The following is a 17,527-nucleotide window of genomic DNA, read 5'->3' as shown; positions in this document are numbered from 1 at the left end:
CCCTCCCTCACTTCTTTTGTGTTTTTTTTTAGATGCGCGGCCACCCACCACCCCCACCCCTCTCCTGCCTTCGTCGGCAGCGTAGGTTGAAGAAACGCGGCAAGCCACAGGTCACGCGATTCAAGGGCCTGGGTGAAATGAACCCGCCGCAACTGCGCGAAACCACCATGGACCCGAACACCCGGCGCCTGGTGCAGTTGACCCTGGAAGACTTCGCCGCCACCTCGGAAATGATGGACATGCTGCTGGCGAAGAAACGCGCTGGCGACCGCAAGACCTGGCTTGAATCCAAAGGCAACCTGGCCGAGGTTCTGGGCTGATGCGCACAGGCTTCGCCCTGGCGATCCTGATGTTGAGCGGGCTGGCGGTCACCCAGGTGGCTGCCGCGCCCATGGCAGAGCTCAAGCTGGTCTCGGAACACCCGGTGGACGGCATGCGCGGCGGGAACCTGTCGGGCCTGGCGTTATGTGACAACGAGCTGTGGACGGTTTCGGACCGCGATGATGACCAGATCTACCGCCTGGATACCCGTGCGCCGGCCTGGAGCGCGCAAGCGCTGAAGATCGACGTGCCGCCCGTGCCCGAGTCCGGCCTGCCTTGGGGCTTGCGTTCGCGCACCAAGGCCGCTTCGTTTATACGCGGCGGTGACCTGGACTTTGAAGGCATCAGCTGTGATGCCGCAGGCAACCGCTACATTGTCAGCGAAGCCCATGCCGCGGTGTTGCAGGTGCCGGCGGCGGGCGCGCCCGAGTGGTTGAAAATCGCGCCGGGCATGGTGCGTGAAGCCAGGGCCAGTGGCATGTTGCTGCACTTTAATGCCTTGTTCGAAGGCCTGGCGGTGAACCCTGAAGGCAATCAGATCTGGCTGGCTGCCGAGCGCGAACGCCGTGGCCTGGTCTCGATCAAGCGTGGGCAGAGCGTATGGGATTGCGATGGTCGTTGTGTATTGTTGAGCGAGGCCGGCCAGGAAGTGCAGCCGGCGCAGTTCCCCAACGCCAAGGCCGTGTCCAAGGACTTTGCCGACTTGTCGCTGTTCAACGGCAAGCTGTTTACCCTGGAGCGCAATGCGTTCCAGATCTGCCGGCGCGACCCGCTCACGGCCAAGGTTGAGCAGTGCTGGTCGTTTGCCGACGAAGCCCTGACGCCGCAGCGACGTTACCCCCAGTCGTATGGCCTGGCTGAAGCCCTGTTGGTGGATGCCGACGGTGCCTGGGTCGGGATCGACAACAATTTCGGCCCGCGTGCCGATGGTGAAAAACGTCCGATGGTCTATCGTTTCGCCGCCCCGGACGGCGGCTGGAGTGCCCAGCCATGAATCGAGATTTTTTTGAATTGAATCAGCGCAGCGGCAGTTCCGCTGCGCCTTACCCCATGATGAGGCCCGCATGAGTGACATCCTCGCAGACAGTTTAGATGGCGTAGAACGCCGGTCGCTGGCTGAATTCACCGAAAATGCCTACCTCAACTACTCCATGTACGTGATCATGGACCGTGCCTTGCCGCATATCGGCGACGGCCTGAAGCCCGTGCAACGGCGCATTATCTACGCCATGAGTGAGTTGGGCCTGGACGCTGATTCCAAGCACAAGAAATCGGCGCGTACTGTCGGTGACGTGCTGGGTAAATTCCACCCCCACGGCGATTCGGCGTGCTATGAAGCCATGGTGCTGATGGCCCAGCCGTTCAGCTACCGCTATACCCTGGTGGACGGCCAGGGTAACTGGGGTGCACCGGATGACCCCAAATCCTTCGCCGCCATGCGTTACACCGAGGCGCGGCTGTCGCGTTATTCCGAAGTGCTGCTCAGCGAGCTGGGCCAGGGCACGGCCGACTGGGGCCCGAACTTTGACGGCACCCTCGACGAACCTCTGGTTTTGCCGGCGCGTTTGCCGAATATCCTGCTCAATGGCACCACCGGTATTGCGGTCGGCATGGCCACCGACGTGCCGCCGCACAACCTGCGCGAAGTCGCCACCGCCTGCGTGCGCTTGCTGGATGAGCCCAAGGCTACGGTCGAGCAGCTGTGCGAGCATATCCAGGGCCCGGATTACCCGACCGAAGCAGAAATCATCACGCCGCGCGCCGACCTGCTGAAGATGTACGAAACCGGCAAGGGCTCGGTGCGTATGCGCGCCGTGTACCACATCGAAGACGGCGACATTATTGTGACCGCGCTGCCGCACCAGGTATCGGGTGCCAAGGTGCTGGAGCAAATCGCCGCGTTGATGCAGGCCAAGCCGTCGAAGTTGCCGCAAGTGGCCGACCTGCGTGACGAGTCCGACCACGAGAATCCGTGCCGCATCGTGATCATCCCGACCAACAGCCGGGTGGATCATGAAGTGCTGATGCAGCACTTGTTTGCCAGCACCGACCTAGAGTCCAGCTACCGTGTCAACGTCAACATCATTGGCCTGGACGGCAAGCCGCAGTTGAAGAACCTGCGCAATCTGCTGGTGGAATGGCTGGAATTCCGCGTGCAGACCGTGCGTCGCCGCCTGCAATTTCGCCTCGACAAGGTCGAGCGCCGTCTGCACCTGTTGGACGGTTTGCTGATTGCCTACCTCAACCTGGATGAAGTGATTCATATCATCCGTACCGCCGAGCACCCGAAGGCCGAGCTGATCGCGCGTTTCGAGCTGAGCGAAATCCAGGCGGACTACATCCTCGACACCCGCTTGCGCCAGTTGGCACGTCTGGAAGAAATGAAGCTGCGCGACGAGCAGGATGCGCTGCTCAAGGAACAAGCCAAGCTGCAAGCCCTGTTGGGCAGCGAAGCCAAGCTCAAGAAGTTGGTACGCAGTGAGCTGATCAAAGACGCCGAAACCTATGGCGACGACCGTCGTTCGCCGATCGTCGAGCGTGCTGAAGCCAAGGCTCTGACCGAAACCGAGCTGTTGCCCAACGAGAAAATTACCGTCGTTTTGTCGGAAAAGGGTTGGGTTCGCTCCGCCAAAGGGCATGATATTGACGCCACCGGCCTTTCGTACAAAGCCGGTGATGGCTTCAAGACCGCTGCCGCGGGGCGCTCTAATCAGTTTGCGGTGTTTATCGACTCGACCGGGCGCAGTTATTCGGTGCCGGCCCACACCCTGCCGTCTGCACGGGGGCAGGGCGAGCCGTTGACCGGGCGCCTCACGCCACCACCGGGGGCGAGTTTCGAGTGCGTACTGCTGCCGGACGATGATTCGCTGTATGTCATCGCCTCCGACGCCGGTTACGGCTTCGTGGTCAAGGGCGAAGACCTGCAGGCCAAGAACAAGGCGGGCAAGGCGCTGTTGAGTCTGCCGAACAACGCCAAGGTGATTCTGCCAAGGCCGGTGGAGGATCGTGAAAGCAACTGGCTGGCGTCGGTGACCACCGAAGGGCGCTTGCTGGTGTTCAAGATCAGCGACTTGCCGCAGCTGGGCAAGGGCAAAGGCAACAAGATTATCGGGATTCCCGGTGACCGGGTGGCCAGTCGCGAGGAGTATGTGACTGACATCGCCGTGGTCCCGGAAGGCTCTACCCTGGTGCTCCAGGCCGGCAAGCGCACGTTGTCATTGCGCCCTGACGACCTAGAACACTACAAGGGTGAGCGTGGCCGGCGAGGTAACAAACTGCCGCGAGGCTTCCAGCGAGTGGATGCCTTGCTGGTCGAAACGCCGGTTTAAGCGGTACTAGAGGCCTCGATCTACGATTTAACGCGTAGATCGATGCTTTCGCGCTGGAGTCATGGCGCATATTCACGGATGATATGGCCTTTCCAGCGCCGGCGTGGCCGAGCGTGTTCAGGTTATTTTTAGTATTACATTGTGGTTCGCCTTGTGGCAGCCACTTGGATGGGATGATGACTGCTCCACGCCTTCCTCTATTTTTGATGCTCGCTGGCCTTTTGGGGTTGGCGGGTTGCAGCACACACCAACCCGTGTCGCTGTACCAGCTGGACAGCGGAAGTCCGGCTCAGCCAGCCCAAACCGCTGGCATGGCAGTATTGCTGGGGCCGGTGGTCGTTGCCGATTACCTGCAACGCGAAACCCTGCTTCAACGTCAGAACGACGGCAGCCTGCAAGGTTCCACAGATGGTCGTTGGGCCGGTAGCCTGTCGTCGGATATCAACCAGTTGATGTTGCGTCAGGTCGCCGGCCAGTTGGACAGCCAGCGTGTGGTCCTGGCACCGGGGCCCTCCGGGTTCACCCCGGATGTACAGGTGTTGCTGACCATTACGCGGCTGGATTCCGGCAAGTCGCAACCGGCGATCCTGGATGCGCAGTGGCGCCTGATCGACCGTCGCGGGCAGGTGCGGGACAACCGCATTGTGCACCTGCAGGAAGAACACGCCGGCACCACCGCGTCCCAGGTCCAGGCCCAGGGTGTGCTGTTGCAGCACCTGGCGCAGCAGTTGTCGGTGGCACTCAAGCCATTGGCCAACCAGCCACCAATTGCCGAAGTGCAACCGCGTAAACAGGCCCCGGCCCAGGCCAAGCCTGCGGCCCCGGAAAAACCGAAGATGCCGATGGCCACGCCGATTCGTACGGACTTGGAAGTGTTCAGGTTCTGATCTGAATCGCGCCCAAACAAAAGGCCCGCTGAATAAGCGGGCCTTTTTATTGGGCTGCTCTGTAGGAGCGAGCTTGCTCGCGAAAAGCGTCAACGATAACGCGTGCTTTCTGAATAAACGCGGCGTCTGTGAGTTTTTCGCGAGCAAGCTCGCTCCTACAAAAGGCCTTAGCCTCAGGGCTTACGGGTCTCGTGCATGCGCGCCAACTGTCGCTCCAGCATCGACGGATACGGCTCCATCAATCGCTCCACACAGCTGGCCCCCTCAGGGCTGGCAATCGGGCGGATACGCGCGCGTTGGCGGATCAGTGTGTCTTCGCTGATCTTGCGCTCCACCAACAGCAGGTTGCGGCTGTGCTGGGACAGGGCCAGGGCATCCTGGGCGATTTCAGTGAGCAGCAGGTCGATCTGGCTCATGCCAAACAGGTCGTCACCCACGGTTAGGCCCAGCTGCAGTTGCAGGGTAATGCCGCTGTCGGCCACTTCGATCTGCAGGGCGTGGCCCAGGGCGCGCAACAGCTCGCCGCAGCAGATGGCATTGGTCAGGTAGTCTTCGCCGCTGTCTTCGCTGTGGAACAGCATCAACGTGCTGCCATCGTTCAGGGTATGCAGTTCGCTCTGGTAGAGCGAAGCGGCCTGGTCGAGGCAGTCGCGGTAGCGTTCGAGCAGTTCGGTCAGGCGGGCACGGGGCAGGCGGCGCAGTTGCTCCTGGGCACCCAGTTGCACGGCAAGTACGGCACTGTGCTGCGGCTCGGCGTTCTTGACCACAACCGGTTTCGGTGCGGCAAGCGGTGCTACTGCCGAGGTGTCGCGCAGGTCGGCGAACGGGTCTTCGTCGTCCAGCTCGTCTTCCTCGGCCTTGATCACATGGCGCGGTGCAGGCTTGAGGCCGGCCACCGGGGCGCTGTCATCGAAGCCTGGGTCGCGCACGTCGCGCACTTCAAACTCAGGCTCGTCGTTGTAGTCCTCGGTGTCGTCGTACTCAGGCTCGGGCTCGACTTCAGGCGCTTTCGGCTCCGGGGCAAAGCTGGCGTGGAGCTGGCGCGCGAGGTCGCCGATTTCATCCTGGCGATCGGTAGCCGGGGTGTGTTCGTCGATATCCCGCAGCCAGATGCGCAGTTGCATCAACGGCGTGGAAATATGCCGACCCAGGCGCAGGCTCAAGGCCAGGGCCAAAGCCAGCAGGATCGCGCTCAGGATGCCCATGCTTTGCAGGCTGATGGTCATCGGCTGCTGGAACTGTTGCATATCAAGGCTGATACGCAGTTGGCCGGCCTTCACGTCCTGGAACGTAATATTGCTCTGGTACAGGCCTTCGGCCTCACCGAGCAGGCCGTTTTTCGGGCGCTGCCCGGCCTCGGCCATGATCCGGTTGTCCACGCTATAGATAGCGGCGTGGGCCACCAGCGGGTTCTTGGTCAGGTTGTTGAGCAACACGTTGAGGCTGAGGATGTCGTTGGACACCAGCAACTCAGTCGCCGAAGTGGCAGTCTGGGTTGTCAGGCTCGCGCCCAGGGCGTCAGCTTGCTCGTGCATGGCCTGCTTGAACTGCAAACCCATCACGCAGGCGTAGATCACCAGGGCCAGAGCGACCAGGATCACGTTATGGCTGGCGATGCGTAATGCAATCGGTACACGGCGGTGGCGCAGTGCCCGGAAGATCAGCAGGAAGAAGTTATCGGTTTTTACTGGCGTGGGCCGGTTCACTTGCGCTCGGCTCTTGGTCCGTGAAGTTGACGCGCAGTATAGCGACAGGCCCATGGCCGGCAAAGCGCTGGCTGTGCCCGATGGTCACTGAAAGTGGGTAGAATGCGGTTTTTTTCCAGCCTGGGGGTGCGCTTTGCGCGAAATTGTCCTGATCAACATCACGGGTGAAGACCGACCGGGTCTCACCGCAGCCATTACCGGCGTCCTGGCCCAGGGTGGTGTGAACATTCTCGACATCGGCCAGGCGGTGATCCACGACACCTTGTCGTTCGGCATCCTGGTGGAAATCCCCAGCACCGAACAGGCCTCCTCGGTACTCAAGGACATCCTGTTTACGGCGTATAAGCTCGATCAACAGGTGCGTTTCACCCCGGTGTCCGAAGCTGACTACCAGCACTGGGTCGAAGGTCAGGGCAAAAAGCGCCATATTGTCACGCTGTTGACCCGCAAGGTAACGGCTGAGCAGCTGCAGCGCGTCAGCTCCATTACCGCGCAGTACGGATTGAATATCGACCATATCGACCGTCTGTCGGGTCGCATGCCATTGGACACTCCGGCCGACAAAGGCAAGGGCTGCATCGAGTTCTCCGTACGCGGCGAACCGGCTGACGCGCAAGCGCTGCGCGCCGACTTCCTGAGCGTGGCCCAGGAGCTGAATGTCGATATCGCTTTCCAGGAAGACTCCCTGTTCCGTCGCAACCGCCGTCTGGCGGTGTTCGACATGGACTCCACCTTGATCGAAGCCGAAGTCATCGACGAGTTGGCCAAAGCGGCCGGTGTGGGCGAGCAAGTTTCTGAGATTACTGAGCGGGCGATGGCCGGCGAGCTGGATTTCCGTGCCAGCTTCAAGGAGCGTCTGGCGCTGCTCAAGGGCCTGGACGTGGGCGTGCTGGATTCGATCGGCGCGTCGCTGCGCCTGACTGAAGGCGCAGAAACCCTGTTCGCCGAACTCAAGCGCCTGGGCTACAAGACCGCCATCCTGTCCGGCGGCTTCACTTACTTCGCCAAGCAGTTGCAGGCCAAGCTGGGCATTGACTATGTATTCGCCAACGAGCTGGAAGTGGTGGATGGCAAAGTGACTGGCGTGGCGGTGGAGCCGATCGTCGACGCGCAACGCAAGGCCGACCTGCTCAAGGAATTGGCCCACAAGGAAGGCTTGCGTCTGGAGCAGACCATCGCGGTCGGCGACGGCGCCAATGACCTACCGATGCTGGCGATTGCCGGGTTGGGCGTGGCGTTCCGTGCCAAGCCGTTGGTCAAGCAATCGGCCAAGCAGGCGATTTCGACCTTGGGGTTGGATGGCGTGCTGTACCTGCTGGGCTTGCGTGACCGCGACGGTCAGCTATAAGCCGATCTCACTGTCACTGATCGTTCCCACGCTCCGCGTGGGAACGCCTCCAGTGACGCTCTGCGTCACGCTTTGGGCGCAGAGCGCCTCGGGCTGCATTCCCACGCGGAGCGTGGGAACGATCAACTGCAATATCAGGCTTTCGGCAGTGCGATACCCTGGCCCATCTGCACCGGCGTACCCGCTGCCAGTTCCTCAGCCCACTTCACCTGGTCCGGCCCGAACAGCACGATGGCGGTCGATCCCAGTTTGAAACGACCCAGTTCCGCACCTTTTTCCAGATGAATCGGCGCGCGGGCGGCTTCGTCGTAGCGAAAGGTTTTCAGCTCGCGCTTGGGCGGCGTCACCAAGCCTGCCCACACGGTTTCAATCGAAGCAACGATCATCGCACCCACCAACACCACGGCCATCGGGCCGCGTTCGGTGTCGAACAAGCAGACAGCACGCTCGTTACGGGCGAACAACTCCGGCACGTTTTCGGCGGTGGTCTGGTTGACCGAGAAAATCCGACCCGGCACATACACCATCTCGCGCAGGGTACCGGCCAGTGGCATGTGCACCCGGTGATAGTCTTTTGGCGACAGGTAAATAGTCGCGAACTCGCCGCCCATGAACGGCGCAGCCATTGCCGCATCGCCACCGAGCAGTTCCAGCACGCTGAAGCTGTGGCCCTTGGCCTGGAAGATACGGCCATGTTCGATCGGGCCTAGCTGGCTGACCGCGCCGTCGGCAGGGCTCAGGACTGCGCCTGGGGTTGGATCCAACGGGCGGGCGCCGTCTTTCAGCGCGCGGGTGAAGAAGGCGTTGAAGTGCTCGTAGGCGCTCAGGTCTTCCACCAGGGCCTGGGACATGTCCACCTGGTAGCGCTTGGCGAACCAGGCAGTGAAGGCGTTCTTGAACCAGCGCACGCGGCACTCGGCGATACAGCCGGCCAGGCGCGACAGCAAGTGGTGCGGCAGCAAGTACTGGCTGAGGATAAACAACTGCTTTTTCATAACTGTCCTTAAACCTTAAATCTCAACGGGGGTGTCGGGGTGGTTGCCCCATTCGCCCCAGGAACCGGCATAACCTTTGACTCGCGGATAACCGAGCGCCTTGGCCACCAGGTAGGTGAAGCCAGAGCGGTGGTGAGTCTGGCAGTGGGTGATGATTTCTTTGTCTTTGGTCAGCCCGAGGTCTTCGAGGATCTGCGGCATGTCACGGCGAATACGCAGGTTGCGCGCCTTGTCCATGCCGGCGGTCCATTCGAAGTTCACCGCACCGGGAATGTGGCCGCCCTTGGCTGCGAGCACTTTCTCGCCGGAATACTCCAGCGGGCCACGAGCGTCCCAGATCCCCAGGTCGGCCGCACCGAGACGGCTTTGCAGGTACTCACGGGTGGCGGTAGGGCCGTCGTGCAGCGTGAGGCTGACCGGGCCGCCGGCTGCCGGGGGCACATCGGTGGAAAGCGGGTGCCCTTCCTCCAGCCATGCCAGCAGGCCGCCGTCGAGGTAGTGATATTTCTGGTGGCCGATCACGTCGAGCATCCAGATAAAGCGCCCGGCCCAACCGCCGCCTTCGTCGTCATAGACCACATAGGTGGCGTCCGGGGTGTGGCCCAGTTCGCCGAACAGTTTTTCCAGGTCGGCCTTGCTCGGCAGCAGCCCGGGTGCGGGTGGCTGGCCCAGTTGGGTGCGCTTGGGGTCAACGAAATGCGCGCCGGGGATATGCCCTTCGGCGTAGCGGGCGGCACTGGTGAGGTCCACCAATATCAAGTGCTTGGAATCGAGGCGACTCAACAGGTCGGCGGATTCGATCACCAGCGGCAAGCCAGAGAAGTCAGGCATGTGAGGTCTCCTGGGCACAAATGTTGGCGATAAAGGCCGGTGATTGTAGCGCAAGCATCAGCCGCTGCGGTTGGTAAAGCTGTGCAGGGCTTTCTCGATGCATTGGGCGGTTTTGCCGAACGCCTGCACGGTGGTTTCCGAGAACGGCCCGCCGCCTTGGTCCGCCACGATCAGCATGACCACGCGGCCGTTGCAGCTCAGTGAGCGCAACAGCAGGTGCTCGCCGATAAACAAGCGACGCAGGATCGGTGGCAGCAAGGCGGAAAACTGCGCATGGTTGTCGGGGTTCAGGCGTACCTGGGCGGACTTTTCCAGCAGGCGTTGCAGCAACGTGCTGTTGACCACATCCAGGCTCAGGTGAGCTGCGTCCTTGGGCAGGCCGTCGGCCTGGTGCACGCGCAAGGTGCTCAAGGCGCGATCGGCCATGAATATCAGTACCCGCTGCATGCCACTGGCAACCAGAGCTTCCTTGGCGCAAGTGGTCAAGTGCATAGCGTTGGCAAAGCGGCTCGGCTCCACCAGCAACTCGGTGCATCGCGTGCGCCACACGGCCAAGGCTTCGGCAGTCGGAGGCGGTGCAGGCAACAAGCCGCGATGGACCTTCTGCACATGCCACGGCCAGATCAGCGACAGCGCCGGGTGCCAGAGGTCGGGCATCAAGGTGGTACGAGCGCTGGTCACCGCTTGCTGGTGGGCTTGCTGTTGCACATCGCTCAATGGCGCTTGCAGGTACAGCGCCGTCAGGTATTGCCAGCGCTCGGTATGCGGGCAGGTCCAGGACTCCTGGGCCGACATCGCCAGGCCATTGGCCAGCAACACGGTGTTGGCCGGCTGGTTCAGCCAGCGTCGCAGGTTGGGCTCGGCATCGAGCAATTGCTGGTGGCGCAGGGCATCGTCTTGGCGGGCAATGTGCAGCGCCTTGACCAGCAGGCGTTGCTCGGCCAACAGCAACTTGTAGCCCTGTGAAACCCAGATCGGCAGGTGCCAGGCTTCGGTCAAGCCCAGGCACAGGTCAAGCAAACGCACGCCGAACAGCTGTTGCTCGACCTGACGCGCCGATTGGCCTTTATGGATCACCCGCAACTCCCACTCCTCCAGAAGCTTGGGGTAGGCGACGGCCATCGGCCACAGTGGCGACAAAAACAGCAGGCTGCCCCAGTGGATGTCCTGCCACAACCGCGCCAGGCGACTGCCGAACAAACCGTTGGCTTGCTGAGATGCGTGCTGGCTGATCAGCAGCAGTTGACGCAAGGCCACGGGGATTTCCCGGGCGGGTACCGAAGGCAGGCGCGCCAGCAGCTCCTCGGCACGTTTGAGGCCAAGACGGTTAAGCGCGACTTCAAGGTTTTCCGCAGGTTCGGCCAGGCTACCATGGGCTTGGCTGTTGGCTTCGCGCATCACGCTCAGCACGAGGGCCGGGCTGTCTTGCATCAGCTCCGCAATATCTCGCAATGAACTGCGGCTATCGCGAATAGCTTTGCACACGCGCTCATGACTGGCCTGGGGCACGGGCAGCAGCACGTCGTCCAGGCACTTGATCCAAGCGGCGAGGGTAGTGGGGCGGTTCGTTGGGACTGTCGTTTCAATTGCCATGATTGGGGCGCGATCATCACTTGCGTTCAACACGCCCGGAACGGGCCGAATTGGCTTTTCGCCTTAACGGGCTATAGTCTGGCGCAGTTTTGCCGATAAGTAGAACAAGAGTTTTCTGCTGCACCCAATATGTCCATGAACCCGACGGCGCAAGTACCCCTCTCCTATGGCTAAAATTATCGGCATCATTGTCGTCATCGCAAGTGTGCTCGGAGGGTACGTCCTCTCCCACGGTAAAATCGCCGCACTGATCCAGCCTTTTGAGGTGCTGATTATCGGCGGTGCCGCGTTCGGCGCATTTTTGCAGGCCAACCCAGGCTATATGACCATGCACGTGGTCAAGAAGTCCCTGGGCATGTTCAGCTCGCGCTTCTCCCACACGTTTTATCTGGAAGTGCTGGGGCTGATCTACGAGATCCTCAACAAGAGCCGCCGCGAAGGCATGATGGCGATCGAAGGCGATATCGAAGACGCCGCGGCCAGCCCGATTTTTGCCAAGTACCCGGCCGTGCTCAAAGACGAGCGCATGACCGCGTATATCTGTGATTACCTGCGCATCATGTCCTCCGGCAACATGGCGCCCCACGAGCTGGAAGGCCTGTTCGACATGGAGCTGTTCAGCCTCAAGGAAGAGCTGGAGCATCCGTCCCACGCCGTGACCGGCATCGCCGACGGCATGCCCGGTTTCGGTATTGTCGCGGCGGTACTGGGTATCGTGGTGACCATGGCCTCCCTGGGCGAAGGCGATCAGGCGGCCATCGGCATGCACGTAGGTGCGGCGCTGGTGGGGACCTTCTTCGGTATTCTTGCCGCCTACGGTTTCTTCGGCCCGCTCGCCACTTCCCTGGCCCACGATGCCAAGGAAGAGATCAACCTCTACGAAGCGATCAAGGCGTGCCTGGTGGCATCGGCGTCGGGCATGCCGCCGTCGCTGGCCGTGGAGTTTGGGCGCAAGGTGCTGTACCCCAAACATCGCCCGACTTTCTCCGAGCTGGAACAAGCGGTTCGCGGTCGCTAAGCCATGGAAAACAACCAGCCGATCATCATCAAGCGCGTCAAGCGCTTCGCTGCGGGGCACCATGGCGGTGCCTGGAAAATCGCCTTCGCCGACTTTGCCACGGCGATGATGGCGTTCTTCCTGGTGCTGTGGCTGATGTCCACCGCTACGCCAGAACAGAAGATCGCCATCGCCGGCTACTTCAAAGACCCGATTGGCTTTTCGGAAAGCGGCACTCCGTTTGTCATTGACCTGGGCGGCTCGCCGGAACTGGCGCCCGAGCGCACCATCAACCCGGAAGTGCAAACGGAGTCGCCCCAGGAAAAAATTCCGATTGAGCGCGACACTGTCGAGTCCATGGCCGAACAGGTCGAACAGGAGCGTCTGGAACTGTTGCTGCAGGAATTGCAGAACAAGGTTGAAGAAAACCCACAGTTGCTGAAGTTCAAGGACCAGATTTCTTTCGAGATCACCCCCGAGGGGCTGCGCATCCAGATTACCGATGCGGCCAACCGGCCGATGTTCGACTCTGGCAGTGCGCGCTTGAAGCCGTACTTTGAAGACATCCTGCTGGCCATGGCTGACACCATCAAGGCGGTGCCGAACAAGATCAGCATCAGCGGGCATACCGACGCCAAGCCCTACGCGGGCCAGGGCGATTTCGGCAACTGGGAACTCTCGGCCAACCGCGCCAATGCCGCCCGGCGTGCGCTGGTAGCCGGCAGCTACCCGGACCCGCAAGTGGCGCGCGTGGTGGGCTTTGCCTCCTCGCAGCTGTTTGATCCCAAAGACCCGTTCAACCCGGTCAACCGCCGCATTGATATCGTGGTGCTGACCAAAAAAGCCCAGCGTGCGATTGAAGGCGATCAACCACCGCCACCGGCACCGACCCAGGGCGACGGTGCGCCAGGCGAAGTGCCGGCCGACCCCAACGCCCTGCCGCCGGAGCAGGAGCCGCTGCCGGCTCATGAGCTGCGCCAGAAGCTGAACCTGTTTGATGATGGGGGTGTCAAGGACCCTACGGCGCCTGCACCGGGGTCATAATTGATCTATGCGCTGGTAACGTAAACGCCCCGATCATTCGGGGCGTTTTCGTGTGTGTTCAAAGTGGGAGGTACGCTTTGACACCACTGACTACGCCTCGCATGTCGTCGGCGCACAGGCGCGGGACGAAGTACTCCCGACCTTTGGTGCGAGTCTTTCTATGCAACTTGTCGAGGCGCTCAAAGCTGACGGTATAAATCATGTCGCACTTCACCCATAGCTCTTTATAACCATCGGACTGAAGTGGATTGGTGCGTAGCAAATGGTGCCAGTCGTATTGGGTCGCTGGTGCAGTAGAGGAGATTGGCACCACGGTGCAGAGCTTGCGATTGTGGGTCGCGGTAGGCGATATCACGACAACCTTGCGGATCTTCAGCATTTCCGGTGCAACAAAACCTCGGGTGAAGTCACACAGCAAAACGTCGCCTTGTTTGGGGTGATAGTAGAGAGCCAAATGTTAATTCCCCACAAAAAGCAAAGCCGCCCGAAGGCGGCTTCATTCGACACGCAGCGGAGCTTGCTTCGCCCCTTCTGCGCCGCTGGATCAACCCCGAAAAGGATCCAGACTCCTGCCAGCTTTCGCTGGTGACGGAGCAATTATGAGCATCGGGAAATCCGAATACAAGCTGGCTTGTGCGTATCAGCCACCCAGTTGATCCGGATTCTTGATGCCCGCTCCTGTTAAATCAATGGGCTAGGGCGTTCAGCACCCTGGTTTATGTGTATCAAGAAATTGACCGTCAATAACTGCTCTCGGGCAAGCTCGCAATAATCGACCGATAGCTGTTCATCCGCTGCTGCTGCACGCGCCCATCTTCCAGTGCCTTGAGCAACGCACAACCCGGCTCGCGATCGTGTTTGCAGTCGCGGAAGCGGCAGGTGCCGATCAGGTCGTTGAACTCGATGAAGCCGGCCTCCACATCGCTGCGGCTGACGTGGCCCAGGCCGAACTCACGAATACCCGGCGAGTCGATCAACTCGCCGCCGCCCGGGAAGTGGAACAACCGCGCGGTGGTGGTGGTGTGGGTGCCCTGGCCGGACAGTTCAGACAGCGGGCCCACGCGGGTTTCGACTTCCGGCAACAGGCTGTTGACCAGCGACGACTTGCCCACGCCTGACTGGCCGACGAACACGCTGATCCGCCCGTCCAACTGCTGTTGCAGCTGTTCCATGCCGTTGCCGTGGTGAGCCGACACTTCCAGCACCGGGTAGCCCAGGGTGCGGTAGACCGCCAGCAACGCATTGAGCGCCGGGGCGTTCTGCTCGTCGATCAGGTCGAATTTGTTCAGCAGCAGCAACGGACGGATACCAGCATGCTCAGCCGCGACCAGGTAGCGGTCGATCAGGTTGGCATGGGGCTCGGGCAGCGGCGCGAACACGATCACGATCATGTCGACGTTGGCCGCCACCGGCTTGAGCTGCCCACGGCTGTCGGGGCGACGCAGTTCGGTGCTGCGCGGCAACTGGGCGACGATGACGCCGATGCCCTGGTTGCCGGCACGCCACACCACCTTGTCGCCGGTGACCAGCGCAGGCAGGTTGGCGCGCAAGTGGCAACGGAACACCTGGCCTGCGAGTTCGCCTTCGAGCGCCTCGACTTCGACCTGCACACCAAAGTGCGCGATCACCAGGCCCGTTTGTTCGGGGCCCAGGTCGCCGCCCTCGAGCGCTTCCACGGCGGAGGATTCACGTTTGGCGGCGCGGGCGGCGCGTTCACCTTGAATCTTTTCGATGCGCCAGTTTTGGCGACGGTTGAGCTGGCGTTTGGCCATTGGTGTTCCGTGTCGATAATGCAAAAGTTGGGTAAAACGGTCGCGAGTCTAGCACGCCCCCGCCTGCTAAACTGCCCGGCTACGCCAAGGTGCCAAGAGAATCAAGCCATGCAAAACCCACAGAACCTGATTTGGATCGATCTGGAAATGACCGGTCTGAACCCCGACACCGACGTCATCATCGAGATGGCGACCATTGTCACCGACAGCAACCTCAACACCTTGGCCGAAGGTCCGGTGATCGCCATCCACCACAGCGACGCTGTGCTCGCCACCATGGACGAGTGGAACACCCGCACCCACGGTAACTCCGGGCTGACCCAGCGCGTGCGCGACAGCCGCATCAGCATGGCCGAAGCCGAAGCCCAAACCATCGCCTTCCTGGAAAAGTGGGTGCCCAAAGGCAAATCGCCGATCTGCGGCAACAGCATCTGCCAGGACCGTCGCTTCCTTTATACACACATGAAGGGGCTGGAAAGTTACTTCCACTACCGCAACCTCGACGTGTCGACCTTGAAAGAACTGGCTGCGCGCTGGGCGCCGGAAGTCAAAGACAGCTTCCATAAAGGCAGCACGCACTTGGCGCTGGATGATATTCGCGAGTCGATTGCCGAGTTGCAGCATTACCGCAAGCATTTCATCAAGGCTTGATTCTGCGGCGCCTGTGGAGGCGCCATCGCAGGCAAGCCAGCTCCCACATTTGATGGTATTCGCAAATCAAATTGTGGGAGCTGGCTTGCCTGCGATGCAGGCGACGCGGTCTTTAGCCAAACGCCCCCTTTTGGTGCCCTCGGCAAATGATTAGACTGCCGGCCTCTCTGTCAGGATCGCCATCATGTTGCTGATGCTCTACCTCGTCGCCATCACCGCCGAAGCCATGACTGGCGCCCTGTCCGCGGGGCGGCGTGGCATGGACTGGTTTGGCGTGGTGCTGATCGCTTGCGTGACGGCCCTGGGCGGCGGTTCGGTGCGTGATGTGTTGCTCGGCCACTACCCGCTGACCTGGGTCAAACACCCGGAATACCTGGTGCTGACCTCCGTTGCCGCGTTGGTGACGATCTTTATCGCGCCCTTGATGCGCCGCCTGCGCTCGCTGTTTTTGGCGCTGGACGCCTTGGGGTTAGTGGCGTTTACCCTGATTGGCTGCATGACCGCCCTGGAAATGGGCCACGGCATGTTGGTGGCGTCCGTCAGCGGGGTCATCACCGGCGTATTCGGCGGCATCCTGCGGGACATCTTCTGTAACGACATTCCGCTGATCTTCCGCCGCGAGCTGTATGCCAGCGTGTCTTTCCTGGCAGCGTGGTTCTACTTGTTGTGCCTATACCTGGAGCTGCCCAGCGAGCAAGCGATTCTGCTGACGTTGTTCAGTGGCTTCCTGCTGCGCCTGCTGGCGATCCGTTTTCACTGGGAAATGCCCAAGTTCGTCTACAACGACGACGTCCACTAGCGCGCAGCGTGTTGCTCCAGCGCCCACTCCACGTGTTCGCGCACCAACTCCGAGGGGTAGTCCCGTCGCGCCTTCAAAGCTTCCAGCACTGGAATGCTGGAGGGCGCATTGCCCAGGCCCACCGCCAGATTGCGTAACCAGCGCTCATAACCGGCACGGCGCAGGGGCGAGCCCTCGGTGCTGCTGAGGAATTTATCCTCGTCCCACATAAACAATTCGGCCAGTTCAGCGTTATCCAGATTGTGCCGTGGCTTGAAATCGCTTTCGGCGGTGGGTCGGGCGAAACGATTCCACGGGCAAACGATCTGACAGTCATCGCAGCCAAACACCCGGTTGCCGATCAGTGGGCGCAAGTCCTCGGGGATGGCGCTTTTGAGTTCGATGGTCAGATAGGAAATGCAGCGGCGCGCGTCCAGCACGTAAGGGCCGACGAAGGCGTTGGTCGGGCAGATGTCCAGGCACGCTGTACAACGGCCACAGTGTTCGGTGGCGTGGGGTGGGTCCACCGGCAGGGGCAAATCGACAAACAGTTCGCTCAAGAAGAAGTAACTGCCGGCCTTGCGGTTGAGAACCAGGGTGTTTTTACCGATCCAGCCCAGGCCCGCTTGTTCAGCGATGGCTTTTTCCAGGACGGGCGCGCTGTCGACGAAAGCGCGAAAGCCAAACGGCCCGATCTGCGCCTGGATACGGTCGGCCAGTTGCTGCACGCGCTTGCGGATCAGCTTGTGGTAATCGCGGCCCAAGGCGTAGCGCGAGATGTAGGCTTTTTCTGGCTGGGCCAGCAATTGCGCCATGTGGGTATCGCCGGGCAGGTAGTCCATGCGCAGTGACACCACGCGCAAGGTACCGGGCACCAGCTCGTCGGGGTGGGAGCGTTTGCTGCCGTGGGCGCCCATGTATTCCATCTCGCCGTGGTAACCCGCGTCGAGCCAGCGTTGCAGGTGCTGTTCATGCTCAGCCAGGTCGAGGCCGCTGATGCCCACTTGTTGAAAGCCCAGCTCGCGACCCCAGTCTTTGATCGATTGGGCGAGGGCGGGCAGATCGGAGGTAATAGCAGGCATGAGACACGGGAAACCACAGGTTAGATGCGTATAATTCTGCCAGACATCGGAGCTTGAAGACGCATGCCTCAGACAAAACACCCAATTACTGACGTTCAGCTGTTGTTGCCCGGCCATTTGCCGCAACTGGCTGCGCGTTCCCCGGACGCCCACAAGGGCCAGTTCGGCCACCTGCTGGTCATCGGTGGTGACT

15 protein-coding genes and 2 pseudogenes are annotated in these 17,527 nt (G+C 61.2%); 10 read left to right on the top strand and 7 right to left on the bottom strand.

Annotation, left to right across the window (positions count from 1 at the left end):
• Positions 1 to 89 precede the first annotated feature (89 nt).
• The 4 genes and pseudogenes from GIW04_RS16380 to GIW04_RS16365 form a co-directional block, all read left to right on the top strand.
• A pseudogene (locus GIW04_RS16380) lies at positions 90 to 320 on the top strand (DNA topoisomerase IV subunit B); the annotation flags it as partial.
• The gene (locus GIW04_RS16375) at positions 320 to 1,315 is read left to right on the top strand and encodes an esterase-like activity of phytase family protein (RefSeq protein ID WP_120247935.1); all 996 of its coding nucleotides are present in this window, start codon (positions 320 to 322) and stop codon (positions 1,313 to 1,315) included. The pseudogene GIW04_RS16380 and the gene GIW04_RS16375, both read left to right, overlap by 1 nt.
• Before the next feature lie 70 nt (positions 1,316 to 1,385).
• Entirely contained in the window at positions 1,386 to 3,650 is a 2,265-nt protein-coding gene (parC, locus tag GIW04_RS16370) for a DNA topoisomerase IV subunit A (RefSeq protein WP_120247936.1), read from the top strand.
• 173 nt (positions 3,651 to 3,823) lie between these two features.
• On the top strand, positions 3,824 to 4,537 hold the full coding sequence (locus tag GIW04_RS16365) for a PqiC family protein (protein WP_003188031.1): 714 nt from the start codon (positions 3,824 to 3,826) through the stop codon (positions 4,535 to 4,537).
• A 173-nt stretch (positions 4,538 to 4,710) separates the two neighbouring features.
• Here GIW04_RS16365 and GIW04_RS16360 read toward each other — a convergent pair whose 3' ends face one another.
• Positions 4,711 to 6,243 carry a HAMP domain-containing protein gene (locus GIW04_RS16360; RefSeq protein WP_120247937.1) on the bottom strand — a complete coding sequence of 511 codons (1,533 nt, stop codon included), beginning with the start codon at positions 6,241 to 6,243 and terminating at the stop codon, positions 4,711 to 4,713.
• A 133-nt stretch (positions 6,244 to 6,376) separates the two neighbouring features.
• Here GIW04_RS16360 and serB point away from each other — a divergent pair, with 133 nt between their 5' ends.
• A complete protein-coding gene (serB, locus tag GIW04_RS16355; RefSeq protein ID WP_003188034.1) occupies positions 6,377 to 7,591 on the top strand; it encodes a phosphoserine phosphatase SerB in 1,215 nt (404 codons plus the stop codon).
• Between the two features lie 134 nt (positions 7,592 to 7,725).
• Here serB and asd read toward each other — a convergent pair whose 3' ends face one another.
• Genes asd through GIW04_RS16340 form a run of 3 tightly spaced genes read right to left on the bottom strand, consistent with a single transcriptional unit; the run spans position 7,726 to position 11,010 of the window.
• A complete protein-coding gene (gene asd, locus GIW04_RS16350; RefSeq protein WP_003188035.1) occupies positions 7,726 to 8,586 on the bottom strand; it encodes an archaetidylserine decarboxylase in 861 nt (286 codons plus the stop codon).
• Positions 8,587 to 8,601: 15 nt separating this feature from the next.
• Complete coding sequence (locus GIW04_RS16345) at positions 8,602 to 9,417, bottom strand: rhodanese-like domain-containing protein (protein ID WP_034134751.1); 816 nt, start codon at positions 9,415 to 9,417, stop codon at positions 8,602 to 8,604.
• Between the two features lie 57 nt (positions 9,418 to 9,474).
• Positions 9,475 to 11,010 carry an HDOD domain-containing protein gene (locus tag GIW04_RS16340; RefSeq protein WP_034134752.1) on the bottom strand — a complete coding sequence of 512 codons (1,536 nt, stop codon included), beginning with the start codon at positions 11,008 to 11,010 and terminating at the stop codon, positions 9,475 to 9,477.
• A 166-nt stretch (positions 11,011 to 11,176) separates the two neighbouring features.
• Here GIW04_RS16340 and motA point away from each other — a divergent pair, with 166 nt between their 5' ends.
• Together motA and motB are read left to right on the top strand one after the other, a co-directional pair.
• The gene (gene motA, locus GIW04_RS16335) at positions 11,177 to 12,028 is read left to right on the top strand and encodes a flagellar motor stator protein MotA (protein ID WP_120247938.1); all 852 of its coding nucleotides are present in this window, start codon (positions 11,177 to 11,179) and stop codon (positions 12,026 to 12,028) included.
• Positions 12,029 to 12,031: 3 nt separating this feature from the next.
• Entirely contained in the window at positions 12,032 to 13,051 is a 1,020-nt protein-coding gene (gene motB, locus GIW04_RS16330) for a flagellar motor protein MotB (RefSeq protein ID WP_034134753.1), read from the top strand.
• Positions 13,052 to 13,109: 58 nt separating this feature from the next.
• On the opposite strand, the gene GIW04_RS16325 is transcribed toward motB, so the two are convergent.
• Both GIW04_RS16325 and rsgA read right to left on the bottom strand, forming a co-directional pair.
• The gene (locus tag GIW04_RS16325; protein WP_032900374.1) at positions 13,110 to 13,505 is read right to left on the bottom strand and encodes a type II toxin-antitoxin system PemK/MazF family toxin; all 396 of its coding nucleotides are present in this window, start codon (positions 13,503 to 13,505) and stop codon (positions 13,110 to 13,112) included.
• Between the two features lie 286 nt (positions 13,506 to 13,791).
• The gene (gene rsgA, locus GIW04_RS16320; protein WP_003188044.1) at positions 13,792 to 14,823 is read right to left on the bottom strand and encodes a small ribosomal subunit biogenesis GTPase RsgA; all 1,032 of its coding nucleotides are present in this window, start codon (positions 14,821 to 14,823) and stop codon (positions 13,792 to 13,794) included.
• Between the two features lie 108 nt (positions 14,824 to 14,931).
• Between rsgA and orn the strand changes: the two genes are divergently transcribed.
• A complete protein-coding gene (orn, locus tag GIW04_RS16315; protein WP_003188046.1) occupies positions 14,932 to 15,474 on the top strand; it encodes an oligoribonuclease in 543 nt (180 codons plus the stop codon).
• A gap of 181 nt (positions 15,475 to 15,655) precedes the next feature.
• Positions 15,656 to 16,273 (top strand): trimeric intracellular cation channel family protein, encoded by a 618-nt coding sequence (locus tag GIW04_RS16310; protein ID WP_169856984.1) that lies wholly within the window; start codon positions 15,656 to 15,658, stop codon positions 16,271 to 16,273.
• Here GIW04_RS16310 and queG read toward each other — a convergent pair.
• On the bottom strand, positions 16,270 to 17,334 hold the full coding sequence (gene queG, locus GIW04_RS16305) for a tRNA epoxyqueuosine(34) reductase QueG (RefSeq protein WP_003188049.1): 1,065 nt from the start codon (positions 17,332 to 17,334) through the stop codon (positions 16,270 to 16,272). The genes GIW04_RS16310 and queG overlap by 4 nt on opposite strands.
• Positions 17,335 to 17,397: 63 nt before the next feature.
• Between queG and GIW04_RS16300 the strand changes: the two are divergent.
• A pseudogene (locus tag GIW04_RS16300) lies at positions 17,398 to 17,527 on the top strand (NAD(P)H-hydrate dehydratase); the annotation flags it as partial.

Origin of the sequence: Pseudomonas sp. PA-4-8C (genome assembly GCF_021606625.1) — a bacterium.
Classification (GTDB): domain Bacteria; phylum Pseudomonadota; class Gammaproteobacteria; order Pseudomonadales; family Pseudomonadaceae; genus Aquipseudomonas; species Aquipseudomonas lactis.
Note: the sequence above shows the minus strand (reverse complement) of the source record. Positions and strands in the feature narration are given on the sequence as shown.

What these genes read in the sequence shown, in the direction of transcription:
- GIW04_RS16345 (WP_034134751.1), bottom strand. Translation starts at nt 9,417, where the DNA reads ATGCCTGACTTCTCTGGCTTGCCGCTGGTGATCGAATCCGCCGACCTG.
- rsgA (WP_003188044.1), bottom strand. Translation starts at nt 14,823, where the DNA reads ATGGCCAAACGCCAGCTCAACCGTCGCCAAAACTGGCGCATCGAAAAG.
- GIW04_RS16365 (WP_003188031.1), top strand. Translation starts at nt 3,824, where the DNA reads ATGATGACTGCTCCACGCCTTCCTCTATTTTTGATGCTCGCTGGCCTT.
- queG (WP_003188049.1), bottom strand. Translation starts at nt 17,334, where the DNA reads ATGCCTGCTATTACCTCCGATCTGCCCGCCCTCGCCCAATCGATCAAA.
- motB (WP_034134753.1), top strand. Translation starts at nt 12,032, where the DNA reads ATGGAAAACAACCAGCCGATCATCATCAAGCGCGTCAAGCGCTTCGCT.
- orn (WP_003188046.1), top strand. Translation starts at nt 14,932, where the DNA reads ATGCAAAACCCACAGAACCTGATTTGGATCGATCTGGAAATGACCGGT.
- parC (WP_120247936.1), top strand. Translation starts at nt 1,386, where the DNA reads ATGAGTGACATCCTCGCAGACAGTTTAGATGGCGTAGAACGCCGGTCG.
- GIW04_RS16375 (WP_120247935.1), top strand. Translation starts at nt 320, where the DNA reads ATGCGCACAGGCTTCGCCCTGGCGATCCTGATGTTGAGCGGGCTGGCG.
- asd (WP_003188035.1), bottom strand. Translation starts at nt 8,586, where the DNA reads ATGAAAAAGCAGTTGTTTATCCTCAGCCAGTACTTGCTGCCGCACCAC.
- motA (WP_120247938.1), top strand. Translation starts at nt 11,177, where the DNA reads ATGGCTAAAATTATCGGCATCATTGTCGTCATCGCAAGTGTGCTCGGA.
- GIW04_RS16340 (WP_034134752.1), bottom strand. Translation starts at nt 11,010, where the DNA reads ATGGCAATTGAAACGACAGTCCCAACGAACCGCCCCACTACCCTCGCC.